General features: G+C 64.0%; 24 protein-coding genes. 9 read left to right on the top strand and 15 right to left on the bottom strand.

All coding sequences use genetic code 11. The annotated features are described in order from the left end of the window. Positions 1–3 precede the first annotated feature (3 nt). The 4 genes from AC0CMF_RS07250 to AC0CMF_RS07265 form a co-directional block, all read right to left on the bottom strand. Positions 4–267, bottom strand: a complete 264-nt coding sequence (locus AC0CMF_RS07250) for a hypothetical protein (RefSeq protein ID WP_374629974.1) — start codon at positions 265–267, stop codon at positions 4–6. A gap of 160 nt (positions 268–427) precedes the next feature. Further along, positions 428–1366 carry a DMT family transporter gene (locus AC0CMF_RS07255; protein ID WP_186393166.1) on the bottom strand — a complete coding sequence of 313 codons (939 nt, stop codon included), beginning with the start codon at positions 1364–1366 and terminating at the stop codon, positions 428–430. Next, positions 1363–2355: a bifunctional riboflavin kinase/FAD synthetase gene (locus AC0CMF_RS07260; RefSeq protein WP_186393167.1), complete on the bottom strand. Its 993-nt coding sequence runs from the start codon at positions 2353–2355 to the stop codon at positions 1363–1365. Before AC0CMF_RS07260 ends, AC0CMF_RS07255 begins: the two co-directional genes overlap by 4 nt. Before the next feature lie 163 nt (positions 2356–2518). Then, complete coding sequence (locus AC0CMF_RS07265; RefSeq protein WP_019963147.1) at positions 2519–2977, bottom strand: MaoC family dehydratase; 459 nt, start codon at positions 2975–2977, stop codon at positions 2519–2521. 252 nt (positions 2978–3229) lie between these two features. Here AC0CMF_RS07265 and AC0CMF_RS07270 point away from each other — a divergent pair, with 252 nt between their 5' ends. Together AC0CMF_RS07270 and AC0CMF_RS07275 are read left to right on the top strand one after the other, a co-directional pair. Then, complete coding sequence (locus tag AC0CMF_RS07270) at positions 3230–3613, top strand: response regulator (protein WP_019963146.1); 384 nt, start codon at positions 3230–3232, stop codon at positions 3611–3613. A gap of 190 nt (positions 3614–3803) precedes the next feature. Then, entirely contained in the window at positions 3804–4484 is a 681-nt protein-coding gene (locus AC0CMF_RS07275; protein WP_186393168.1) for a protein phosphatase CheZ, read from the top strand. Positions 4485–4551: 67 nt separating this feature from the next. On the opposite strand, the gene AC0CMF_RS07280 is transcribed toward AC0CMF_RS07275, so the two are convergent. Further along, on the bottom strand, positions 4552–5424 hold the full coding sequence (locus AC0CMF_RS07280) for a TIGR01459 family HAD-type hydrolase (RefSeq protein ID WP_374629973.1): 873 nt from the start codon (positions 5422–5424) through the stop codon (positions 4552–4554). Between the two features lie 187 nt (positions 5425–5611). Between AC0CMF_RS07280 and mutL the strand changes: the two genes are divergently transcribed. Then, complete coding sequence (gene mutL, locus AC0CMF_RS07285; RefSeq protein ID WP_374629972.1) at positions 5612–7519, top strand: DNA mismatch repair endonuclease MutL; 1908 nt, start codon at positions 5612–5614, stop codon at positions 7517–7519. Between the two features lie 133 nt (positions 7520–7652). Here mutL and AC0CMF_RS07290 read toward each other — a convergent pair whose 3' ends face one another. From AC0CMF_RS07290 to AC0CMF_RS07300, 3 genes are all read right to left on the bottom strand, one after another. Next, positions 7653–8795, bottom strand: coding sequence for a porin (locus tag AC0CMF_RS07290; protein WP_374629971.1), 1143 nt, complete (start codon positions 8793–8795; stop codon positions 7653–7655). A gap of 758 nt (positions 8796–9553) precedes the next feature. Then, the gene (gene rsmD, locus AC0CMF_RS07295) at positions 9554–10114 is read right to left on the bottom strand and encodes a 16S rRNA (guanine(966)-N(2))-methyltransferase RsmD (protein ID WP_050471994.1); all 561 of its coding nucleotides are present in this window, start codon (positions 10112–10114) and stop codon (positions 9554–9556) included. An 11-nt stretch (positions 10115–10125) separates the two neighbouring features. Further along, entirely contained in the window at positions 10126–11676 is a 1551-nt protein-coding gene (locus AC0CMF_RS07300) for a pseudouridine synthase (RefSeq protein WP_472481583.1), read from the bottom strand. 627 nt (positions 11677–12303) lie between these two features. Here AC0CMF_RS07300 and AC0CMF_RS07305 point away from each other — a divergent pair. Then, the gene (locus AC0CMF_RS07305; RefSeq protein WP_208977298.1) at positions 12304–12771 is read left to right on the top strand and encodes a nucleoside deaminase; all 468 of its coding nucleotides are present in this window, start codon (positions 12304–12306) and stop codon (positions 12769–12771) included. Between the two features lie 6 nt (positions 12772–12777). On the opposite strand, the gene AC0CMF_RS07310 is transcribed toward AC0CMF_RS07305, so the two are convergent. The 5 genes from AC0CMF_RS07310 to purD all read right to left on the bottom strand — a co-directional run bounded on the left by AC0CMF_RS07310 (position 12778) and on the right by purD (position 17638). Further along, positions 12778–13722 carry an MBL fold metallo-hydrolase gene (locus AC0CMF_RS07310; RefSeq protein WP_374629969.1) on the bottom strand — a complete coding sequence of 315 codons (945 nt, stop codon included), beginning with the start codon at positions 13720–13722 and terminating at the stop codon, positions 12778–12780. A 174-nt stretch (positions 13723–13896) separates the two neighbouring features. Continuing rightward, on the bottom strand, positions 13897–14250 hold the full coding sequence (locus AC0CMF_RS07315; protein WP_050471993.1) for a hypothetical protein: 354 nt from the start codon (positions 14248–14250) through the stop codon (positions 13897–13899). A gap of 141 nt (positions 14251–14391) precedes the next feature. Further along, positions 14392–15225, bottom strand: a complete 834-nt coding sequence (locus AC0CMF_RS07320; RefSeq protein ID WP_374629968.1) for a patatin-like phospholipase family protein — start codon at positions 15223–15225, stop codon at positions 14392–14394. Positions 15226–15330: 105 nt separating this feature from the next. Next, on the bottom strand, positions 15331–16233 hold the full coding sequence (locus tag AC0CMF_RS07325; protein ID WP_472481360.1) for an alpha/beta fold hydrolase: 903 nt from the start codon (positions 16231–16233) through the stop codon (positions 15331–15333). Between the two features lie 142 nt (positions 16234–16375). Next, positions 16376–17638, bottom strand: coding sequence for a phosphoribosylamine--glycine ligase (purD, locus tag AC0CMF_RS07330; protein ID WP_374629966.1), 1263 nt, complete (start codon positions 17636–17638; stop codon positions 16376–16378). 111 nt (positions 17639–17749) lie between these two features. Between purD and AC0CMF_RS07335 the strand changes: the two genes are divergently transcribed. Both AC0CMF_RS07335 and ubiA read left to right on the top strand, forming a co-directional pair. Then, the gene (locus AC0CMF_RS07335) at positions 17750–18226 is read left to right on the top strand and encodes a GNAT family N-acetyltransferase (protein ID WP_374629965.1); all 477 of its coding nucleotides are present in this window, start codon (positions 17750–17752) and stop codon (positions 18224–18226) included. A gap of 127 nt (positions 18227–18353) precedes the next feature. After that, entirely contained in the window at positions 18354–19307 is a 954-nt protein-coding gene (ubiA, locus tag AC0CMF_RS07340) for a 4-hydroxybenzoate octaprenyltransferase (RefSeq protein ID WP_058897836.1), read from the top strand. 3 nt (positions 19308–19310) lie between these two features. Here the strand turns inward: ubiA and AC0CMF_RS07345 are convergent, their stop codons facing one another. Continuing rightward, a complete protein-coding gene (locus tag AC0CMF_RS07345) occupies positions 19311–20570 on the bottom strand; it encodes a GGDEF domain-containing protein (protein ID WP_374629964.1) in 1260 nt (419 codons plus the stop codon). A gap of 201 nt (positions 20571–20771) precedes the next feature. Beyond that, positions 20772–21371 carry a DUF6101 family protein gene (locus tag AC0CMF_RS07350; protein ID WP_208982601.1) on the bottom strand — a complete coding sequence of 200 codons (600 nt, stop codon included), beginning with the start codon at positions 21369–21371 and terminating at the stop codon, positions 20772–20774. A 246-nt stretch (positions 21372–21617) separates the two neighbouring features. Between AC0CMF_RS07350 and AC0CMF_RS07355 the strand changes: the two genes are divergently transcribed. From AC0CMF_RS07355 to AC0CMF_RS07365, 3 genes are read left to right on the top strand one after another with little or no spacing between them, the layout of a single operon-like run. Beyond that, positions 21618–22961, top strand: coding sequence for a TldD/PmbA family protein (locus AC0CMF_RS07355; protein WP_374629963.1), 1344 nt, complete (start codon positions 21618–21620; stop codon positions 22959–22961). Further along, positions 22948–23745, top strand: coding sequence for a 3'(2'),5'-bisphosphate nucleotidase CysQ (locus tag AC0CMF_RS07360; RefSeq protein WP_374629962.1), 798 nt, complete (start codon positions 22948–22950; stop codon positions 23743–23745). Before AC0CMF_RS07355 ends, AC0CMF_RS07360 begins: the two co-directional genes overlap by 14 nt. 59 nt (positions 23746–23804) lie before the next feature. Further along, entirely contained in the window at positions 23805–24050 is a 246-nt protein-coding gene (locus tag AC0CMF_RS07365) for a DUF4170 domain-containing protein (RefSeq protein WP_019963126.1), read from the top strand. Positions 24051–24069 lie beyond the last annotated feature (19 nt).

Genomic DNA, 24069 nt, shown 5'->3' on the forward strand with positions numbered 1-24069 from the left:
GGCTCAGCCTCCCCGTTCCACCTCCTCCCGGATCTCCTGGACGCTACGGTCTGGATTGCGGCGCTTTTCCTCAACCACGCGCTGCTGGAGTTCAGCTTCACGTTCGGCGTTGGCCTGTTGTGCCTGAGCCTCCCGCATCCCGTGGTAGGCCTCCACGGCTTCATTGATCTTTTCACCGATCTTCTCGCCTGCCTGGAGAGCGTCTTCCATCGCGCCGCCGACAAGTCCTTTTGCAGCCTCACCAGTTGCCTTGCTGATATTGCTCATGTTTATCTCCCATGTTTGCTTGCAGGTTCTTCGTTTTTTTAAAAGTAACCCTGCGGAAGCTATTGATGGGAAAATTTCACAAAAGTGAATTGATCTGGATCAAATTACCAGAACAATTCCCGGTTGAGATGTTTGAAAATGCCGCTTCAGGGCGGAGGTCTCAGCCCTGTGCCGCCCTGCGCCGTTCCCGGTGGGCAATGTAGATGCCGCTGGCAACGATCAGCGCGATGCCGGCCCAGGTCATCAGATCAGGAAAGTCGCCGAAGACCAGAAAGCCGAACAGGGTGGCGCTGACGATTTCCAGATAGTTGAACGGAGCAATGACCGACGCTGGCGCCAGGGCCAGAGCCTTCACGATCAACCCGTGCGACACAAAGGAAATGGCTCCGATGGCAAAGAGCAGCGACATTTCGATGCTGTTGGGCATGGCCACGATAATGCCCGTCGTCTCCACGCCAAAAGCGGCAATCACCGCAATGACGATGGCCAGCGTCAGGCCGCCCCCCAGCGAAGTCGTGAACTGCATGGACAGCATGCTGTCCTCACCCGCCAGAATGCGGGTCGTCAGCAGGTAAAGCGCAAACAGGCAGGCGGTGACCATCGGCAGCAGTGCGGCCGCGCCAAAGGCATCAAAGCCCGGGCGGATGATCATGATCGCCCCGATCAGCCCCACCACCACGGCCGCCCAGCGGCGCGGGCCGACTTGCTCCTTCAGGAAAATGGCGGAAAGAGCGGTCAGCACCATCGGCTGGATGAAGAAGATGGCAATCGCATCGGCAACCGGCATCACCTTCAGGGCAGTAAAGAAGGCGAAGGTGGCGCCGGCCAGAAAAATGCCGCGCAGCATGTTGATGCCCCAGCGCTTCGGCATCAGGGTGCGCAGGCCGCCGGTCATCATCAATGCGCCGAGCAGAGTAAAGACAGCCTGGAAGAAGAAACGCCCGAAGCCGATGAGCAGCGGCGCGACCGTGGCAGACAGGTATTTCGCCACCGTGTCCATGCCCGGCACGATGATCATCGCCAGAGTCATCAGCAGGATGCCCTGCAGAATATCGGCCTTGCTTGAAATCCGGCTGGCAGGCGAGGGGGCGCCCGTCATGACAGGGGCACGGCGCCAAGCGCCAGATCGAGGGCCGACAGGGGCTGTATGCTGGCAAGGGCCGCGCGGGCTTCGGCGCTGTCCCGGTCCATCTGCGCAATCAGTGCCGCGCTGCTGTCAAAGCGCTCCTCGGCCCGCAGGTAGGAGACGAATCGCACCCGCAGCGTCTTGCCATAGAGATCGCCGGAAAAATCGAACAGGAACACTTCCAGCAGCGGTGCCCCATTGTCGAAGGTCGGGCGGCGGCCGAAACTGGCAACGCCGTCATGGCGCTGGCCGTCCACTTCGACCCGCACTGCATAGATGCCGTGCTTCAGCGTGCAATCATCGGCAAGGCGCAGGTTGGCGGTGGGATAGCCGAGATCGCGGCCACGCTTTTCGCCATGGCGCACCTCGGCCTCGGCAAACCAGCGGTAGCCAAGCAGGCCGTTGGCCAGTGCCAGATCCCCTTCTGCAAGGGCTGCACGGATGCGGGAAGAGGAAATGACTTCGCCGCTCTCGTCATTTTCCGCCGTAACGATGGTGACACCAAAGCCGTGCTTTTCGCCGGAGGCACGCAGGAAGTCCGGCGTGCCGGCCCGGCCCTTGCCGAAGTGGAAATCATAGCCGGTAACCGCGTGGCGGATGCCGAGGGCGCCGATCAGGATTTCCTCGACGAAACGCTCTGCCTCAAGGCTGGCGAAATCGCGGGTGAAGGGCAGCACGATCAGCCCGTCGAGGCCAAGCGCTTCCATCACCTCCGCCTTCACATGGGCGGGCGTCAGACGGAAGAGCGGCACATGCGGGGCAAAGACCGAACGGGGATGCGGCTCGAACGTCATGGCAATGACAGGCCGTCCGTGGCCGTGTGCTTCATCAATCGCCGCCTGCAGCACGGCCCTGTGGCCCCGGTGCACACCATCAAAGTTGCCAATGGCAACGGCGCTGCCCTTGAGGTGCGCCGGTAACGAGGCCAGATCCTCGACAACTGAGAAAGGCGTAACGGTCATCAGAGATGAGAACCTGCGGGCTGGACTGCAGGCTGATCTGCAGCAGACATGAAACATGCGGCCTGACGCGTGGAAAATGCCTGCGTCAGGATTTGCCGGACCCTGCCGTTTTCACGGCCTTTCGTCAAGCGCACTTTGGCCGCCGTCCGTGCTGTCTGCACCCTCAGCTCTGGTGCCCGGGAAAGTCCCGCTCGGTCCCCCGGGCGGGGACCTTGACCATGGCTTCGCCTTCCAGAACCACCGTCTCCCCAACCCGGCAGATGCAGGAAAGCCGGGCCCGGTTGCCCTTGGGCAGAAGCTCCGCGACCTTCACCTCCACCGTCACGTCATCACCGATCCGCACCGGTGCCTTGAAATTCAGGGTCTGGGAAAGATAAATCGCGCCGGGGCCGGGAAGGCGCGTGCCAAGCAAGGCTGAGATAAGGCTCGCAGTATAAAGCCCATGGGCGATGCGCGTCCGGAAGGGCGTGCGTGCGGCAAAATGCTCAGACAAGTGAATAGGATTGCGGTCACCGGACACCTCGGCAAAGCCGACAATATCAGATGCGCTCACGTGCTTCGTCAGAGTCTCGCTCATGCCCTCGCTCAGGTCCTCGTAGCAAAGCTGACGCAGCTCAAGCATTTTTGCCTCCCAATACCAGAAACGTGCCCTTAAATACCGGTACGCACGCTATGGGGCAGAGTGCTCGGACACAATACGCCTTTGGGGGAAGAAAATGGCTTGCGCTATTAACGGTCTTTTCAGGGGAACCGCTTAGATTGCCCAAGTATGGGGAGGTGGGAACACGATCATCGTGTCTTCCTCCTGAAACGTCAGATCTCGTCATTTCCGGCCCAGAGGGTGGGCCCTGTAATTGACAGTATGGAGTAGACAATGGCCCTTGACCTTTCGATGCCGGTCCTGGTGGTCGATGATTACAAGACCATGATCCGGATTATCCGGAACCTGCTGAAGCAGCTTGGTTTTGAAGATATCGACGATGCAGCCGATGGTACGGAAGCCTTGGAGAAGATGAAGCAGCGCAAGTATGGCCTGGTCATCTCCGACTGGAACATGGAACCGATGACCGGTTACGAGCTGCTCAAGCAGGTTCGCGCTGACGCAAGTCTCTCCAAGACGCCGTTCATCATGGTGACTGCCGAGTCCAAGACCGAAAACGTGATCGCCGCCAAGAAGGCCGGCGTGAACAACTATATCGTGAAGCCGTTCAACGCGCAGACGCTGAAGGGCAAGATCGAAGCGGTCTTCGCAGACTGACAGATTTCGCTCACCCCGGCGGACTGCGCTGCTCCTCTCGCAGCCACGTCCGCCTGAGTGACGGGTCAGACCGATTTTCTCACGTCTGTCATTGCCCGGATGGCACTCCGGAAAATGGTGCAGAGGGAGGTCCCGTTCCAGGCAGCAGAACGGGCCAACGGTGCTGGCTACCCAACTGGAGGGCAGAACAATGGCCACAATGACAAAAGAGAACGTGGTCCGCGTCATCGAGTTTTTGGAAAAAAACAAAAGCCGTGACGGGGAAGTTGGCCTGAATGACGTCATGCAGCTTGCCGAAGTCATGAGCGGCTCCATGCATGATTTTCTGCTGGCGGTGCAGCCGGCAGTGACTGGCGAGCTGAAGGCAATCGCTGGCGAAATCACGCGGATGAAGGAAGAAATCACCGCGCTGCGTGCCAATGACATGAAGCAGCAGAAGATTCCCGATGCCGGGCGCGAGCTCGATGCCATCGTCGAGGCGACCGAATCGGCGACGCACACGATCATGACGGCTGCCGAGGAAATCATGGGCGCCGACACGTCGGATGGCTTGGCCTATCAGGAGCTCGTCAACAACAAGATGATCGAGATCTTCGAGGCCTGCGCCTTCCAGGATATCACCGGGCAGCGCATTTCCAAGGTCGTGGGCACCCTCAACTACATCGACCAGCGCGTCTCCGCCTTCGTTGAAAAGCTGCGCATCGTGGAAACGATGGAACCGGCGGCTGAAGAAACCGAAGCCGATCGCCGCAAGCGCGAGCTGATCCTGCATGGACCGCAGATGGCCGGTGAAGGCGTGTCGCAGGATGATATTGACGCCATGATGAGCGGTGGCGGTTCTCAGGACGACATCGACAAGCTGTTCGGCTGAAGTCTGACTGACTTTCGAATCAAGAAGGGCCGTAGCGGTGACGCTGCGGCCCTTTGCTTTGGATCGGTTACCAGCTGAGGCGCGGCAGGGCGGCGCGGGCGGAGAAGCCCTCTTCCGCGAGGCGCCGGCGGATCAGCGCCTCATCCGGCGTATCGACCGGGCCGAAATCCGAGGCATGGATGCCGCCGGTGATGAACAGCACGTCCAGATTCTGTGCGTCCGCGCCTCGAATGTCCGTCGGCAGACCATCACCGATGGCCAGCACCTTGGAACGGTCGAAGTCCGCGCCCTGGATCTGCTGCAGGCGGGCAAGTGCCGCATCATAAATCGGCTTGTGCGGCTTGCCCGGCAGGGTGACGCGGCCGCCCAGATCCTCATAGAGACGGGCAAGGGCACCGGCGCACCAGATCAGCTTGTCGCCGCGCTCCACCACGATATCCGGATTGGCACAGACCATCAGCAGACCGCGTGCAGCAAGAGCCTCCAGCTGATCCCGGTAGTCGTCCGGGGTCTCGGTCTCGTCATCAAAGAGGCCGGTGCAGCTGATCAGATCGGCATCTGTCTCGCTCACAATCTCAAGCCCTGTGCCGTCATAGAGGCTGAGGTCACGCTCCGGGCCGATGTGGAAGCACTTGCGCTCCGCGCTGCTGATCAGCAGGTGGCGGGTGACGTCGCCGGATGTCACGATATCATCATAGGCATGGCGCGGCACGCCGAGCATGGCCAGCTGTTCGTGGATCGGCTCGGCCGGGCGGGGGGCGTTGGTGATGAGCACCACCGTGCCGCGCTGCTCCTGGCGGAAGCGGGTCAGCGCCTCATGCGCGGCCGGAAAGGCGGCGACACCATTGTGCAGCACGCCCCAGACATCGCTGAGAATGCCCCTGTAATCAGGCGCAATGGCACCGAGGCCGGGGATGAGCAGGGGGGCTGTTGCGTTCATGGGGGCCTCTTACGGGCTGATCTGGTAACATTGGCGGGAATCGGGAGGTTGTCCCGCGCAGGCTGGCGGACAATATACGAAGCCGCGCGCCGGAGAAACCGGGCATGACAGCTGCCCGGACAGAGATAGCATCAGACAGAGACAGCAGCAGACTGGCGCCAAAGGACAGGCGCCGCAGGACAGGCAGATGGCAGTCAGACAACTGGGCGAGGCGGTGATCAACCGCATCGCGGCAGGCGAGGTGATCGAACGGCCCGCCAGCGTGATCAAGGAGCTGGTGGAGAATGCGGTCGATGCGGGCGCCTCCAGCATCGACATCGTGACGGCTGCAGGCGGCAAGACCCTGATGCGCGTCTCCGACGACGGCCTTGGCATGACGGCAGCCGATCTGGCGCTGGCCGTGCGCCGCCATTGTACGTCGAAGCTGCATGAGGAAGACCTCTTCGACATCCGCACCCTCGGCTTCCGGGGCGAGGCGCTGCCCTCCATCGGCTCCATCGCAAGGCTTGGCATCACCACCCGCCATGCGCAGGAACCCCATGCCTGGCGCATCGAGGTGGAGGGTGGAACGGAGAGCGATGTGCACCCGGCTGCCCGCCACAAGGGCACCCAGGTGGAAGTGCGCGATCTCTTCTTTGCAACGCCCGCCCGCCTGAAATTCCTCAAGACCGACAAAGCGGAAGCCGCCGCCGTGACGGATGTGGTCCGCCGCATCGCGCTGGCCTATCCGGAGGTTGGGTTCCAGCTGTCCGGCTCGGACCGGACCGCGCAAAGCTGGCCCGCAGCGCGCGGCGAGGATCCCCGCATGGCGCGGCTGGCGCAGGTGCTGGGCAAGGAGTTTCTTGACAATGCCATGGAGATTATGGCCGAGCGGGAGGGCGTGCGCCTGACCGGTTTTGCCGGCCTTCCGACCTATAACAAGGGCACGGCGCAGCAGCAGTTCTTCTATGTCAACGGCCGCCCGGTGCGCGACAAGCTGCTGCTGTCCGGTCTGCGCGGCGCCTATGCGGATGTGCTGGCCCGGGACCGGCATCCGGTCGTGGTGCTCTATATCGATCTGGACCCGGCCCTGGTGGATGTGAATGTGCATCCGGCCAAGGCAGATGTGCGCTTCCGCGACGGGCAACTGGTGCGCGGACTGCTCGTCGGGTCGATCAAGCAGTCGCTGGTGATGGCAGGCCACAGGTCGTCCACCTCCAATGCCGCGGCTGCCATGGAGGCGCTGCGGACCGGCATGGCGCCGGGCATGGGTGAGGCGTCAGGAAGCGGCCCGCAGCGCTCCGCGGCCTATCAGGCCAGTTATGGTGGAGGGGGCTGGCGTCCCGCCTCAAGGCCTGCGCAGCCGCAGGGGGGCTGGGACTGGCGCAGTTCCGCCTACCGGCCTTCAGAGGACGATGCGGCTCCGGCGGGAGCGCAGGGCTTTGCCGAAGCTGCTCAGGCCGCCCTGGCGGATATCGTGCTGCCCTCGGCGGATGCGCGGGCGCATAGCGAGCCGGCGGGCCAGGAGAACATGCACCGGCCGCTGGGGGCAGCCCGGGCGCAGGTGCACGAGACCTACATCATCTCCCAGACCATGGACGGGGTTGTCATCGTCGACCAGCATGCCGCGCATGAGCGGCTGGTCTATGAGCGGCTGAAGGAAATGCTGGCCGCCCGTGACGTGCCGCGCCAGATGCTGCTGATCCCGGAAATCGTCGAGCTGCCGGAGGAGGACGTGCACCGGCTGGCCGAACATGCGGATGAACTGGAGGCTGCCGGGCTGGTGCTGGAGCCCTTCGGCCCCGGTGCCATTGCCGTGCGGGAAACGCCCGCCATGCTGAAATCGCTCAACATCCGGGCGCTGGTGCAGGATCTGGCCGACGAATTGACCGAGTGGGAAACCGCCTCAGGCCTCAAGGAAAAGCTCGACCACGTGGCCGCCACCATGGCCTGCCACAGCTCCATCCGTGCAGGCCGGCGCATGCGTCCGGAAGAGATGGACGCATTGCTGCGCGAGATGGAGGCAACGCCGCTTTCCGGCCAGTGCAACCATGGCCGGCCGACCTGGATCGAGCTGAAGCTCTCCGATATCGAAAAGCTGTTCGGCCGGAAGTAGCGATCCGGTTCGGGGGCAGGACCTGCTCCAAAAAGAAGAGGGCCGCACGGTGGCGGCCCTCTGGTCTCGTCCTGGGAGGGACTGTGTCAGGACGGGGCATGGCGCAGGCGCACCATGCCACCCCGTTTCATCATCAGAACACGCGCTCGACGCGGATCGTGGTGTAGAACTCGTCGCGGTCACGGCGGCCCGAGTTGCGGTTGTAATCGAAGCTGCGGTAGGCGAACTCGGTGCCGATGGAAAAGTCGGAAATCGGCTTCCAGTTGACGTTGAAGTTGGCGCCCCACTGCTTGAAGTCGTTGGCAGAGCCAGCCGCATCGGCCGAGTAGTAACCGCCTTCAATGTTGGCGTCCCACTGCTCATTGAAGTTATGCAGATAGCCCGCACCAATGCCCCAGGCCTTGGTGGTCTTGGTCTTGGTGCCATCCAGCGTCGCATCGGTGATGGCGTCATCCCAGCTGTCGAGAACATAGCCGGATGCGCCATTGCCATACATGGCCTGCAGAGCGACGGCATCGCCTGCCCCCAGGAAGGGCACATTGATCTGCACACCCGCGCCAATGGCATAACCAGCCTTGGTCTTCGCGTCGGTGTCTTCAAAGCGGGTTTCATGCAGGGCGCCCATGATCTGGGCGGAACCCCAGGCCTGATCGATGCGCAGGTTGGCAACCAGATCCGGCAGGCGGTGGCCGGCATAGGTGGCGGAACCGCCCTCAAGGTTCCAGCGGCGGGTGGTGCCGTCTTCGATCGAAACCGTGGTGGTCAGACCATTGCCGAGGTCGGCCGTATAGGCGGCAACCCAGTTGCGCACGTCCGTATACTGGGTCTGGAAGTTGCCGTAGGAATAGCCGGTCCAGAAGTCATACATGGACGCGGTACGGCCGAAGGTGAAGTTGCCGAACTGGACAAAGGCATGTTCCAGCGTGGTGCCGGTACCGGTCCCGTCGTTCGAATTGTTCTCGAAGTAGGTGTCGATGTAGGCGCGGACGAGCCCGTATTCGCTGTTCGTACGGGCATCGAGGCGGATGGTGCCGCGGGCGCGGGTGTAGGTGCCGAAGTCCGCGCGGTCGTCCCAGGAGTTGTCGCGGTTACCGAAATTGTCGAAACGGTATTCGGCGCGGACACGGCCTTCCACGCGCAGGCAGGTCTCGGTGCCAGGGATGTAGAAGAAACCGGTTCCATAGGCATCACAGACACGGACGTAATCAACCGGCTCGGGAGCGGCCGGAAGATCGGCAGCAAGAGTGCCTGCAGACGAGGCTGCCAAGAAGGTCATTGTAGAAATCAGGCGTACACTGCGCATTCAGAGATCCTTCCCAATGAGCCAGCTGTCCGTGCCGGGGCCGCTGGGACGCGTGAGTCGACATTCAATAGGAAGATGATACGCCGGCTCCGGAAAAAGAAAATCGGGCAAAACAGGACGTTTACTTATTTGGCTGCGTAGATGCAAAAAAGACACGAAACAGCTTTTCCAGGGTTGTTTCGGCTATAAAAGATGCAGCAGGCCAAAAACGCTGGCAGCCAAGTAAGGTGCTGCGTGCCTCTGTTTTAGCCGTATGATGAAGAGATGGGCGCGGCTGGCCGTGGTGGATTCCGGCGGGAGGAATTTTCCGTCATCTGCCTGTCTTGCATGCGTGGCATGGAAGCGCCGCAAGGAGGCCGTGCGGCACGGCAGGCGGTGCGGCATTGTCCGCAGGCGGCTGACGCCACCCGGCTGGGAGACTTCAGGTTCAAATGAAAAGCATTGTCTGGCTGGCCGCGCTTCCGCTCCTGCTTGCAGGAGGGCTCACTCTACCCTTGCCCTTGCCAACCGGATTGCCCTTGCTGGTCCTCGGCCTGGTGATGATCCTTGCCGCCAGCCCCTGGGCTGTGCGCCTTTTGCGGCGGCTGCGGCGGCGCTTTCTGCGGCTGAATGGCCTGTTTCACACATTGGAAGACCGGGCCCCGGTGCGGCTGGGCCGGATCCTGCGGCGTACCCGGCCGCGGCAGAAGCTTCCTGTGCCGCCAGACGGCCCTGACGGCGGGAAGGCGCCCCTATGACGGCATGCAGCGCGCGAAGAGCACCTGACTGTCGCCGCTTGTGCGCTGATCGAGAAGCTCGAAACCGGCCGGAAGCGCAACCGTGTTGCTGGCCCGCTCTTCCAGAACGCAGATGGCGCCACCGGCCAGCCAGCCGCCCTCGCGGGCAGAGGTCAGGGCCAGTTCGCCGAGGCCCTTGTCATAGGGCGGGTCGGCGAAGAGCAGGTCAAACGGCTCGATTGTTCCGGCAGCCCCCAGTTTTGTGGCATCCCGGCGCAGGATCTTGGCGGCGCCGTTGAGGCCGAAGGCTTCCATGTTGCGGCGGATCACGCCGCGTGCATCCGCGCCTTCCTCAACGAAGGTGGCGTGTTTTGCGCCGCGGCTGATGGCTTCGAAGCCGAGGGCGCCGGTGCCGGCAAAGAGGTCCAGCACCCGTGCGCCCTCAAGATCCGCGCCAACGCCATGCAGCAGGATGTTGAAGATGGTTTCGCGCAGCCGGTCGGAAGTCGGGCGCGTGGCGTCCGACTTCGGCGTGGCAAGGCTTGCGCCCTTGAACCGTCCGGCAACGATGCGCATCACCGGTCCTCTTAGCCGCGCGAACGGGGCTTGAAGCCACCGCCGCCGCCACCGCCGCGCTTCGGCCCGCCGGGGCCGCTGCGAACGGGACGGTTTCCACGGTCAGGCCGGTTGCCGCGGTCCGGACGGGGACCGCGATCCTCACGCGGGCCGCGCTCAGGCCGGTCATTGCGCTCGAAGCGGCTACCGCCTGCAGGGCGTTCGAAACGGCTGCCGCCGTCGGGGCGCTCGCGCCGCTCCGGACGGTCAGGGCGCTCGGAACGCTCGCGGGGACGGATCGGCCGGTCATCCGGGTCACGGAAGGCGGGCTTGCGGTCACGGCCGGTGCGCTGTTCCTGCTGCTTGTCCTCAACGAGGCCCTCTGCCCCCCAGATGCGGCGGGGGCGGGCGGTGCGCTGCGGGCGCTCGTCTTCAGCCTTGCGGACGGAAGGCTCACGCGTCAGGCGGAAGCGGCTGCGCGGGGAGATCTTCTGCGGACGCTGGCTCTCGCCACCTTCACGCTTGCCACCCTCCCGGTTGCCATCACGTCCGCCGTCTCTGGCACCAAAGCTGCGCTCGCCGCCTTCAGGGCGCGGCTTGCGCGGGCCCTTGGGGCGGTTCACGGCTTGTGCACCGTCACGGGCTGTCATCCACTCGCCGCGGGTCTTTGGACCCTGCTGCTGCGGCTTCTTTTTCTTCGGCTCTTCCTTCGGAGCGGCCTGGGTCAGCACCGGAGCCTCGAAATCAGCCCCTGCGGCTTCGGCCAGCTTGTCGCCCAGCTGGTCGCGCAGCACGCGGCCCTTGATTTCGCGGGCCTCGCCCTCGGGCAGATCGAGAAGCTGGAACGGACCGAAGGACAGGCGGATCAGCCGGTTGACCGACAGGCCCAGATGCTCCAGCACGCGCTTGACTTCGCGGTTCTTGCCCTCGCGCAGGCCCAGCGTCAGCCAGACGTTGTCGCCCTGCGTCTTGTCGAGCACAGCTTCGATGCCGCCGTAAAGCACGCCGTCAATGGCAACGCCATCGGCCAGCGCGTTCAGCTGGTCCTGCGTGATCTCGCCAAAGGCACGCACGCGGTAGCGGCGCAGCCAGCCGGTGGCGGGCAGTTCCAGCACACGGGCAAGGCCGCCGTCATTGGTCAGCAGCAGCAGGCCTTCGGTGTTGATGTCGAGGCGGCCAACGGACACCACGCGCGGCAGGTCTTCGGGCAGTTTCTCGAAGACGGTCGGACGGCCTTCCGGGTCGAAGTTGGTCGTCACCAGGCCACGCGGCTTGTGATAGAGCCACAGGCGGGTGCGCTCCTTCTGCGGCAGCGGCTCGCCATCCACCAGAATGATATCGTCTTCCGTCACGGTGATGGCCGGAGTGGTCAGCACGGTGCCGTTGACGCTGACGCGGCCGTTCGTGATCCACACTTCCGCATCGCGGCGCGAGCACAGTCCGGCGCGGGCCATCACCTTGGCGATACGCTCGCCGTCGTGGGACGACACTTCGGGCGCAACGCGCACGGCCTGCGGCTTGGGAGCCGCCTGACGCTTGGGCGCAGGCTTGCTGTCTGCGCGCTTGGGCCGGTCGTTGCGCATCGGGCGGTCATCACGATAGGGGCGGTCGCCGCCACGCGGGGCCCAGCCATCACGCTGCTGCGGGCGGTCGCCGCCACGGGGAGCCCAGCCCTCACGCTGCTGCGGACGGTCGCCGCCACGGGGAGCCCAGCCCTCACGCTGCGGACGTTCACCGCGCGGGGCGTCGTCATTGCGGCCGCCGCGCTGGCCATAGCCGCGCTCGCCGAAGCCACCTTCGCGGCCCTGACGGTTATCTTGGCGGTTACCTTGGCGGTCACCCTGACGGTCGCCTTGGGGGCCACTCTTGCCACCGAAGCGGGGGCCGGAAGAGCGGGGGCCAGAAAAGCCTTTGCCGGGCGCGCGGTTGTCGCCGCGTCCGGAAGAGGAAGAGCCTGCGCCATCGTTACGGCGCGACGGGCCGCCGGGGCGATTGCCGCGGGGCCGGGAAGGAGTTTTATTGCCGGTCATGGCCGCCTCATAGCAGAGCTTGCACGGTTTAGGAATCAAGCAAATGCGGCTGCCGCACAAAATTCGCAGCTCATGGCAAATATTGCCGCCGCAAGACAGGCTGACGTTCCGCACAGTTTGGTCTAAAAGCAGCGGAGAGACAGTGAGATAGCGGCGTTACCGGACATGAAACCGCCCAGGATGGCAGAGCAGAAGGCCCCCGTGCCGTCCTTCATGGACATGGCACTGGAAGAGGCGCGTCTGGCCGCTTCACGCGGTGAGGTGCCGGTGGGGGCCGTGCTGGTGCGCCAGGGGGAGGTTCTGGCAAGGGCGGGCAACCGCACGCTGGAACTCAATGATCCCACGGCCCATGCCGAGGTGCTGGTCATCCGCATGGCCTGCGAGGCACTTGCCTCCCAGCGCCTGCCCGAGTGCGATCTCTATGTCACGCTGGAGCCTTGCCCGATGTGTGCAGGCGCCATTTCCTTCGCCCGCATCCGCAGGCTCTACTATGGGGCGGGGGATGAAAAAGGTGGCGCCGTGGATCATGGCGTGCGCTTCTACGCCAGCCCCACCTGCCATCACGCACCTGAGGTCTATTCGGGCTTTGCCGAAGCCGAGGCCTCGCAGCTGCTGAAGGACTTCTTCCGCAGCAGGCGGGAAGAGTAAGGGTGTCTATCCGCCGCCCGGCATCATCACCATGACCGTGCGCTCGCCAGGCAGCACCTTGCGGGAGAGGACGGCGGCAGAGGTGGGATAGGGCGTCACGGCCCAGCCCTCGCTTGCCGCACGGACGAGAAAGCGCTCCAGCGCACCGGCGAAGTGGAAATGCATCGGCACCACGACGCTGGGCTTGATGCCGTCCAGCACCGCCATCAGGCTGTCGAGGCGCAGGGTGGCGGCATTGTCCACCGGCGCCAGCACCACGTCGATCCGGCCGAGCGTGGCCAGATCATCCGGCGTCAACTGGTGATGCAGGTGGCCGAGATGGGCGATGCACAGGTCCGCCAGTTCGAAGATGAAGATGGAATTGCCGAAGGCGCGTGTTTCCCCATCCCAGCCGCGGGCGTTGGTCGGCAGGTTGCGGATGCGCACGTCTTCGACGCGGATGTCGTGATGGATGGGGCCACCTTCCGGGTTCCAGCCCGTCAGCACATGCTCGATGGACGGATCCGGGTTGAGGGTGAAGTGGGTGGAATGGGCGTTGTTCATGGTCGCAACGCGCGGCGGCACAGCCGGCTTTTCGTAGTCGTTGTAGTCCGTTGCGATGCGCACGCCCTTGGGGCTGGTGATTTCGAAAGTCGCGTGGCCGATGTAGCGCAGACCCACCTCGTCCAGCGCCAGAGAGGGCGCCTGCGCCAGCTGCAGGACGAGATCCGGCGACGCGCTGGTGACCTTGATGCCGGAGGGCAGCACCCAGCCGCTGGTCTGAGGCGCTTGCGGGCCGGAAGCGATCAACTGGCAGCTTGCGGCAGCCGGAGTGGCAAGGTTCAGGCCCGCCAGAAGCAGCGCGGCAGACCAGACATGGGCGATCGGCTTGCGCCAGGTGGCTTCGTTCTTGCCGCGGAGCCCTTCAAAACGGGCTGACCTGCTGCGGCTTGTGGAGGTTTTCCGGACCATGGCGCACCCCGTCCTGATGCGTTGACACAGGAAAGCCTAGGCCAGTTTCTCTCGCAGACAAGCTCACAATTGCGTCAGAGCCGGGCGGGAAGGCAAAGAAAAAGCGCCGCTCCGGATGTCTGGCTGGGGGGAAGACGGAGCGGCGCGAGGCGGGGGCAGGCGGGAGGAGAGACCTTACCCCTTGATTACACAGAGAGTTACCGGCGGCCTTGTGCCGCGCTGAGGCTGGAACTTGTCGCAGGGCAGGCTGGCCTGCATCTCGCGGGACTGGCGGTAAAGAATTTCACCGGCATGACCGGCCTCGTCGAGCAGCGCGCGCAGGCTGCAGCCTGCTGCGATCATCAGCCCGATGGGCCGCAGATGCGCCTTGCGGTAGCAGAACACGGCAAGCCGGGCTTTCTGCTCTTCCGGCAGATCTCCGGCGGCGCTTGCGGCCGAGGCTGCATTCAGGTGCATCAGGTGCTGGAAGGTCTCTTCCGAGACCGGGCAGGTGTCCTCATCCAAGGACCGGGGTGCAACGCGGGTCATGCGGTTTCTCCTTCTGGATACAGGAGAAATTCTCAATCTTGCGTATTAAACAATGGTTAATTTGGCATTCCGCGTCAAATAATGGCAGGAAAAGATATCAAAACACTCTGCGAATACACGGGATCCGCGAATTCTGGCGGGTTACGCCGCTTTTTCGAGCAGTTCGGAGAGCTGTTTCTTCACAAGCTCACGCAGCGGAGCTGCGGATTCAAGCACCGTCCGGGTCTTCATGAAGTCGAGAACGCGGATGTCGTCGACGGCTGGCCGCACAAGTATATCCGGCCGTTTTTGCTTGAGCTTTTCTGCAGTAATTGTACGCATGAGGATCTGTGAGGATCCGAACAGGGAGTCCAGTGTGGCCGGTGCATTCTTGTGGGTGCGCCGCGGCACGGGCACGCCCACCACGTCCACCGCAACTGTCAGCCCGCAATCGGCCGGGAGAATGTCGAAGGGCAGGGGATTGGCGATGCCGCCATCCACCAGCACCCTGCCGCCCATCTCGACCGCCCGGAACACGGCCGGAATGGCGATGGAGGCGGCGATGGCGGGGCGCAGCGGGCCCGTGGTAATGTCAATCTCGCAGCAGCCGTAAAAGTCGGTGGCCAGCACCGTGAGCGGGATCTTCAGGTCCGCGAAATGATCGGGGATCAGATCTGCGGCAAACAGATTGACCACCTTCAGCGGGTCAAACTGGGCGATGCCGCCGGCGAACATGTCGGTGAAGCGTTTGGGCCGCAGCTGCCACAGGCGCGCAATCAGCGCATTGCGGTGGCGGAAGGTTTCAAGCGCATAGTCATAAAGCTCCTGACCGGACAGGCCCGCCGCATAGCCCGCCCCCAGCAGGGCGCCGATGGATGAACCAGTGATATGGCAGGGCTTCACGCCCAGATCGTCAAAGGCCTGAAACACCGGAATATGGGACATGCCGCGCGCTCCGCCGCCGCCAAGGGCAAGGCCGATCCGGGGGTAGGTCATCTTGAAACTCGCTTCCTGCATCTGCGCGGGGAGATATTCCTGTATCAGGGTTGTGCCTGTCTTGCGTGATTTATCCGGCAGGAAGATGACAGGACCGCCCGCCGCTTATCCTCCCTGCAGAAACGGCAGAAGGGCCGCCAGCGTTCCATCCGGGTTCTCCTCGGCGAGAAAATGCCCGCCGGTCACGCCCTGACCTTCCGCCTGAGGTGCCCAGCGGCGCCACACATCGAGCGGCGTGCCTGCGCCCGGCGCAATGCCTGACGTGCCCCACAGGGCGAGCAGCGGGCAGGCGATCTGGCGTCCTGCGGCGATGTCGGCGCCGTCATGCTCCAGATCCGTTGTGGCGCCTGCCCGGTAGTCCTGACACATGGCGTGGATGCGGGCTTGCTGGCGGAAGGCGTCCCGGTAGGCCTTCATGGCGGCGGGGGCGAAGGCGGTAAGGCTCCGCTCCGCCGTCCAGCTCGCCATGGTGTGATCGATGTAATAGTCCGGGCTGCCGCCGATCAGCGTCTCGGGCAGGGGCGCAGGCTGGGCGAGGAAGGCCCAGTGATAGACCTTGAGTGCGAACTGCCGGTCCATGCGGGCCCAGTAGTCATGGGTGGGCAGAATATCCAGCACGGCCGCGCGGCTGACGGCTTCCGGATGATCCAGCGCCAGCCGGTAGGTGACACGGGCGCCCCGGTCATGGCCGCAGACCATGAAGCGGTCATGGCCAAGGCCGCGCATCAATTGAGCCACGTCCTGTGCCATCTGCCGCTTGGAATAAAGGCTTGCATCCACCTCGGGCGCGTCGCTGGCGCCATAGCCGCGCAGGTCCGGGATCACCAGTGTGAAGTGCCGTGCAAGCTCCGGCGCGATGCGGTGCCACATCACATGGCTTTGCGGAAACCCGTGAAGCAGCAGCAGGGCTGGCCCTGATCCGCCGATACGGCAGAACAGGCGGACATCGCCAGCCTCAATCATTCTGGCGTCAAATCCGGGAAAAAGATCTGCCTCGGGTGCTGTCATCATCCGGCTCCTTCCTGTGCTGAAGACAGGATGGCCGGAGGGCGGGGCAGGCGCAAGGGAGATGCCTATTCACGAAAACAAGAAGCCCGGCACGGCGGATGCCGTGCCGGGCTTCTGCAGTCCGGTGCTGAGCCATCTGTCCTCAGAGCGCGCGCCAGGCGATGTCGCGGCGGCAGAAGCCTTCGGGCCAGTCGATCAGGTCCACGGCCCTGTACGCCCGCTCGCGGGCTTCGGCGACGGTCCTGCCGGTGGCGGTGACGTTGAGCACGCGCCCGCCCGTTGCCAGAATGCGCCCGCCGTCGGCCTTGGTGCCGGCGTGGAAGACTTTGACGCCTTCGACCTTGCCCGCAGCTTCAAGACCGCGGATCTCCGTGTTCTTCTCGTAAGCGCCCGGATAGCCCTTGGCGGCCATGACGACGGTGAGGGCCACGTCATCGCTCCAGGTGGCTGTGTGCTGGTCCAGCGTGCCGTCTGCGGTGGCGATCAGCAGCGGCAGCAGATCCTCCTTGAGGCGCAAGGTGATGACCTGGCATTCAGGGTCGCCGAAGCGGGTGTTGTATTCGATCAGCTTCGGGCCGTTTTCACCGATCATCAGGCCTGCGAAAAGCACGCCCTTGAACGGGGTGCCGCGCTTTGCCAGCGTTTCGATGGTCGGGAGGATGATCTCCTCCATGGTGCGGGCAATGACGGCATCGCTGGCGACGGGAGCCGGCGTGTAGGCGCCCATGCCGCCGGTGTTGGGGCCTTCGTCGCCGTCAAAGACGCGCTTGTGGTCCTGCGCCGCCACGAGGGGCAGGGCGGTCCTGCCGTCGGACAGCACGAAGAAGCTGGCTTCCTCGCCGGTGAGGAATTCCTCGATCACCACTTCCGCCCCGGCTGCGCCGAAGCTGCCGTCGAAACAGGCGTTCACTGCCGCCTCGGCCTCGTCCAGCGTCATGGCCACGACCACGCCCTTGCCGGCGGCAAGGCCATCAGCCTTCACAACAATCGGCGCGCCCTGCTGGCGCAGATAGGCCAGCGCCTTGTCCTTGTCCGCAAAGCGGCCATAGGCAGCGGTCGGAATATTGGCTTCGGCGCAGAGATCCTTGGTGAAGCCCTTGGAGCCTTCCAGCTGGGCAGCGGCCTTCGAGGGGCCGAAGGCCTTGATGCCGGCCGCCGCCAGATCATCGACGATGCCTTCCACCAGCGGGCCTTCCGGGCCGACGACGACGAAATCGATCGCCTTTTCCTTGCAGAAGGCAATCACGGCAGCGTGGTCTGCAACGTCCAGAGCAACGAGTTCCGCCTCTTCGGCAATGCCGGCGTTGCCCGGCGCGGCGTAGAGCCGGGAGGTGAGCGGCGACTTGGCAATGGCATAGGCGAGGGCGTGTTCACGGCCACCGGAACCGATGAGGAGAATATTCATGGGCAAGCTCTCACGTCTGCGCGGCATCGCCGCTGGGCCTTCCAGAGTTGCGGCGCGCATTAGCACGGCAGGCCGGGGGCGGCAATCCGCTGAGACGCCGGAGAGCGCCCGATGATGCGGCCCGGCGGTTTTTCGCTGCTGCTTGGAACGGCTGTCACGGCGCCGCGTATTGTCGAACTCGCCGGCCGCATGCGCGGCGAAACGGGGCTGCCAATGACACGGGCGCAGGAAAGTGCGCTGCGCATGCTGATGGTGGATGCAAATCTTGGCCGGGCGTGGCTCGCCAATTTCCGGGATCAGCCTGCGGGCTATGCCGTGGCGTTCTTCCGTCACTCGGTGGAAATGGCTGGCCGTCTGGCGCTCTTCGGCGAGTTCTACATCGCTCCGGAAGCCCGCGGGCGCGGGCTGGGCCGCCGCCTGCTGCGCGGGGCCTGTGCCGATCTTGCCGATTTCGGCATCCGCCATTTCCAGGCTGCTGCGCCGCAGAATTCCGTCGCGGCCGGATTGATCCTGTCCGAAGGCTTTGGCCGCAGCCCGCTTGCGGTCTATGAGCGCGAGATCGGTGAGGAAGACGATCTGGGGCCATGACTGCCCATGCTTGATGAGGCTGGCAGCCGGGAATGGGATTGGAAGACCTGGTTACATGGCGGACGTAAGGCTTCAGGCCGCCGCCAAGGGCTCGCCAGAGGCGGCAGGGTCGTGGTAACGAAGGGGCATGAGTCTCAAGATCTTCGGCACCCGCGACACGGGCCCGGTTTCCGATGCTGTGAAGCGTCACTGGGTCGACACCAAACTGCCCGCCTGGGCCCGGCCTTATGCGCGCCTTGCGCGCTGGGAGCGGCCCATCGGCTGGCAATTGCTGCTGTGGCCGTGCCTGTGGTCCTCCGCGCTGGCGGCGGTCGCGGCCGGAAATGCCTATCCCAACCCCTGGCACATCCTGCTGTTCCTCATCGGGGCGGTGGCCATGCGCGGGGCGGGCTGCACCTATAACGACCTTGTGGACGAGAAGATCGACGCGCAGGTGGAACGCACCCGCTCGCGGCCGATCCCCGCCGGGCAGGTGACCCGCGCACAGGCCAAGCTCTTCATGGCGCTGCAGGCGCTCGTGGGCGGACTGGTGCTGATCCAGTTCAACCTGTTCACGATCGTGCTCGGCCTCGCCTCGCTGCTCGTCGTGGCCATCTATCCCTTCATGAAGCGCTTCACCAACTGGCCGCAGCTGTTCCTCGGCTTTGCCTTCTCCTGGGGCGCGCTGATGGGCTGGGCGGCCCTGTTCGGCAAGCTCGATACGGCGCCTTTCCTGCTTTATGCCGGCGGCATTCTCTGGACGATCGGCTATGACACGATCTACGCCCATCAGGACAAGGAAGACGATGCGCTGGTGGGGGTTCGCTCCACCGCAAGGCTGTTCGGATCCTGGACGAAAGCGGCGCTGGTGGTGCTTTATTCCGGCGCAACGGTGCTTTTCGCCCTTGCTGCGGCCTTTGCGGACGCGGGGCCCTTTGCCTTTGCCGGCATTGCGCTGGGCGCGCTGCATCTCTTCTGGCAGATCGTGGTGCTGGATATCGATGATGGCGATCAGTGCCTGAAGCTCTTCCGCTCCAACGACCGCTATGGCTGGATTGTCTTTGCCGGGTTCTGCCTGGAGGCGTTGGTCAGCCGTCTGTAACGGCTACTGGGCAGCGGATGCCACGGGAAGATGCAGCACCTGGAGGACGGAGGAGGCTCCGGTCTCATTCTGCTCCTGGAGATCTGCGCCGCACTTCTCATGTCCGTTGCGAACCCGGTTTCGGCCCGCGCGCTTTGCAGCGTAGAGGCCATGGTCGGCGGTTGCCAGCGTCTGCTCCAGGCCATTGACGCCGCTTCTGCCCGCCGCGATCCCGGCACTGACGGTGACATGCAGGACACCGCCTGATTTCCGCACGGTCTTTTCGGCAAAGTCGGCGCGCAGCCGGTCTGCAACCGTTTCAAGCGTGCGTATGTCCGTATCCGGCAGGAAGATGGCAAATTCCTCGCCGCCGAGCCGGGCCACATAGTCACCCTTGCGGGTGTTCTCGCGCAGAACATCGGCAAAGATCGTCAGCATCTCGTCGCCGGCGGCATGGCCATGCAGGTCATTCACCTGCTTGAAGTGGTCCAGATCGAACAGGGCAACGGCAAATGGCCTGTCGGCAAATGCGTGCTTCTCCAGCCAGCGGCCCGCATCATTAAAGAAGGCGCGCCGGTTGGACAGCTCCGTCAGCGGATCGCGCAGAGCCTGTTCCCGCAGCAGCCTCTCCTCCCGTTCGATGATCATCGCAAAGGCGGAGATGATGGTGGCGAGCGTGGAGATGATGAGCGTGAGAAGGTAGATCGCGGTCAGATTGGATTTGACTGCAGCTTCAAAGCTATCGAGCCCGATGAAGGTGAAGCCGAGAACCATGGTCATCTTCGACATTATCTCGAAGATCATGCTGTCGCGGAGCCAGTTTGCTGATTTCAGCTGGTCATGATTGCACTTGCGCGTGACCTGGATCGACACGACCAGGAGCAAGAGGACCAATGCGTTGACCAAGACCACACGCGGCAGGAAGTTATTGTAGAACGCGGGCACGAGGCACATGGACATCCAAAGGGTGGCAGGCGCTGCGGTGACCATCCAGCTCTCATGCCGGTTCCAGAACATCTTGATGGCCTTGAGGCGCAAGCTCATCGCCAGCAGAATGATGCCATTGCCAAACGCAATGCTTGGGAAGTCCGGGATGTATCCGCGCAGGCTGACGAGAAAAACTCCAACGCCCATGAGGCCGAGAGCAACAGACCAGTAGCGGACGCTGTCGGCGTGGGCGCTTGGTCTGCGGATCGAGAACCGGAACACAAGCATCAGCATGCCAGCGCCCATCAGAAGCATGAGCGTGACTGCAGTTGAAAGCGTAACGGCATCAAGATGCATATGACTTTGTTCCTGCCCGGAAGGTGACAGATCTAGCGCAGAAAATGCTAAAATATCCGTTAGGTCAAACCCGTAGAAATTGAAAAAAATGCCTTTCGCGGCGATAAGAAAGTCCGGAGTTTTCAAATGAATAAATAAAAACAGAAGAGGCGGCCCAGGGCCGCCTGCCAGTTTCTAAGCTGAATGCCGTTCGGCGGCCATTCAGTGCCGGGCGATGATCTCGCGCTCGCCGCGGTGCACCGGCTGCAGGGCAAGGCCACGGCCCGTCTTGCGGCGGTTCAGAAAGCGGGGGCGGTGGCCGGTGAGGGCGTAGACCTTGCGCCGCAGGCAGGGCCTTGCGGGAAAATGCGGCTGCGCGGCATCCTGAATGGTCGAGACGCTGCCGTCCGGCTCCACAATCTGAAGCGGCAGGTTGAGCGCTTCGGCCCAGCCGGCCCAGTCTTCAGCCAGATCCTCTGCATTGTCCGCCTCACGCAGCGTGAGGCAAAGGGCCGGATCGGGATGGCGCAGGAAGAGCCGCGCCACCAGCGTGCCAAGAAGTCCCGCCGGGCGGATTTCCACGGCAATGCCTTCAAAGACATTGAGCGGCACCACCAGCGTCAGCGGCAGTCCGGCCAGCGGGCGCTTGATGATGGCGGTGTCACGGTCCAGATAGACCCTGGCATCGACGCGGGCGCTGCCGGCAGCGGGCGGCGCGCTCATGGTGGTGTCGAATCTGACGGGGAGGGTTGCCGGGTCGAGCCGCTCTGCGCGGCCCGCCCCGGCCTCCAATGCTCCGTCGATAGCTGTCTGACGTCTCAATTGCCTCTCCATCGGACCCTTGTTTTTGCGGTGGGCCTCGTGAATGACATCAATCTACGCAGCAGCCGGTGGGCATTGCCTTAACAGGCGTGGTTAAGAAAAGATGATCTGATTCAGGGTTATCAAAGACTAACCAGTTACTTAAGAAAAAACTTACTTTGCTTGTCCGTCCCCGCTGGCACGCCGGTCTTGCCGCCTGTGCGCCCGCGCCTTAAACAGGGGCATGACAAGGAGAAAAGACCAGCCATGAGCGATCTCGTCGACAAGCGGGTACTGGAAGAGCGGGCAGCGCGCCTTGTGGAGGCTGCGCGCCGTGCGGGCGCCGATGCCTGCGATGCGGTGGCCATCACAGGTGTTTCCCTGGGCGTCGAGGTACGGGAAGGCAAGGTCGAGGAAACCGAGCGGGCCGAGGGCGATGACGTTACCCTGCGCGTCTTCGTCGGCCGGCGCACCGCCTCCGTCTCTGCCAACACGCTGCAGGACCTGGACGGCCTTGCTGCCCGCGCCGTCGCCATGGCCCGTGTTGCGCCGGAGGACCCTTATGCCGGTCTTGCGGAGGAGGACCGCCTTCTGAAGACGCTGCCGGAGCTGGAACTGCTGGACACGCATCAGCCGTCTGCCGATGAACTGAAAGAGATGGCGCTGGCCGCTGAGGCCGCAGGCCTGTCGGTTGCCGGCGTCAGCCGGTCCGGCGGGGCGAGCGCCTCCTGGCGGCTGGGCGGCATGGTGCTGGCGACGAGCCACGGCTTCACCGGCTCCTACACCAGCTCCCGCTTTGGCCTGTCCATGACGGCGGTGGCCGGTGAGGGCACGGCCATGGAGCGGGATTTCGACTTCGATTCCCGCACCTTCTTCGCCGATATGGACGCCCCGGCGCTGATCGGCCAGCGTGCGGGCGAGCGGGCGGTGCGGCGGCTCAATCCGAAGAAGCTGTCCACCCGCAAGGGGCATGTGATTTATGAAGCGCGTGCGGCGCGCAGCCTGCTGGGGCATCTGGCCGGGGCCATCAATGGCGCGGCCATTGCCCGTGGCACCAGCTTCCTCAAGGACCGGATGAACGAACGCGTCTTCGCACCGGGCATCCGCATCAGCGACAATCCGCACAAGCCGCGCGGCGCAGCCACCCGCCCCTTCGACGGGGAGGGCACCGGTGCGCTGCCGCTTGACATGATCGAGGATGGTGTCCTGCGGCACTGGTTCCTGGACGGGGCAACCGCGCGGGAGCTGGGTCTTGCCGCCAATGGCCGGGCGCACCGGGGCGGTTCCGGCACATCGCCCGGGGCCACGAACCTGACGCTGCATCCGGGCACGGAAAGCCCGGAGGAGATGATGCGTGCCCTCGGCTCCGGCCTGCTGGTGACGGATCTGATCGGCCATGGCGCCAATGGCGTGACGGGCGACTATTCACGCGGGGCGTCCGGCTTCTGGTTCGAAAACGGCGAACTTGTCGAGGCGGTCAGCGAGATCACCATCGCGGGCAACCTCAAGGACATGTTCGCCCGGATGCGCCCGGCCAATGACCTGGATGCGCGCTATTCCACCGCCACGCCCTCTGTCGTCATCGAGGATCTGACCATTGCCGGAAACTGACGCTGGCCTTCTGGCGGATCTTGCGCTTCTGGAAGCGGCTGCCCGCAAGGCCGGGGAAATCACCCTCGGCTTCTTCGGACGCGAGCCGCAGACCTGGATGAAGGCGGGCAGCTCGCCCGTCTCTGAGGCCGATATGGCGGCCGATGCCTATCTGCGCGAGACGCTGCTCGCCGCCCGGCCGGATTATGGCTGGCTGTCGGAGGAAACGGCGGATACGCCCGACCGGCTCGGCAAGGCGCGTGTCTTCGTGGTGGACCCGATCGACGGCACGCGGGCCTTTCTCGCGGGCAAGGATGAGTGGACTATTTCGCTGGCGGTGGTTGAAGGCGGCCGCCCAGTGGTGGCGGTGCTGCTCAATCCGGTGCGGGGCGAGCTGTTCAGCGCCGTCACGGGCTGCGGCACCCGCCTCAACGGGCGGCTGGTGACGGCGAGCGTCCGGGAGAACCTGACGGGGGCAACGCTGCTGGGGCCGCAGGGCCTGCTCAACCGGGCTGCCGAAGGAAGCGGCATCGTGCCTTCCGGCACCATCGGCTCGCTGGCCTACCGCATCGCCAAGGTGGCCGCCGGAGATGTGGACCTCGCGGCTGCCGGAGGCAATGCCCATGATTGGGATCTTGCGGCTGCCGATCTTTTGGTGCAGGAAGCGGGTGGACGGTTGACGGACTGGTCCGGCGCTGCATGCCTTTATAACCGTAAGACACTGCAGCACCCGGAACTGGTGGCCGCCGGTGAAGCGCTGTCGGCAAAGGCCTCGGCCTTTCTGCGCGGATTGAAGCTGCGCTGAAGCCGTCCGCCGCTGAACTGCCGCCAGACTGCTGGAAGACAAGACGCAAGGAGCACATCGTGACGAACAGCACCGGAAACGAGCCCAAGCAACTGCTGCATCTGGTTTTCGGCGGTGAGCTGGAAAGCCCGGAGGGCCTGACCTTCCGTGATCTCGAAAAGCTCGATATCGTCGGCATCTACCCGAATTATGCGACGGCCTACACCGCCTGGAAGAGCAAGGCGCAGGCCACCGTCGACAATGCGCACATGCGCTACTTCATCGTCCACATGCACCGCCTGCTGGACCCGGAAACCGCCGCCTGAGAGCCTCTTGATCCCTCGG

The organism is Pannonibacter sp. CBAS1226, from assembly GCF_055685825.1.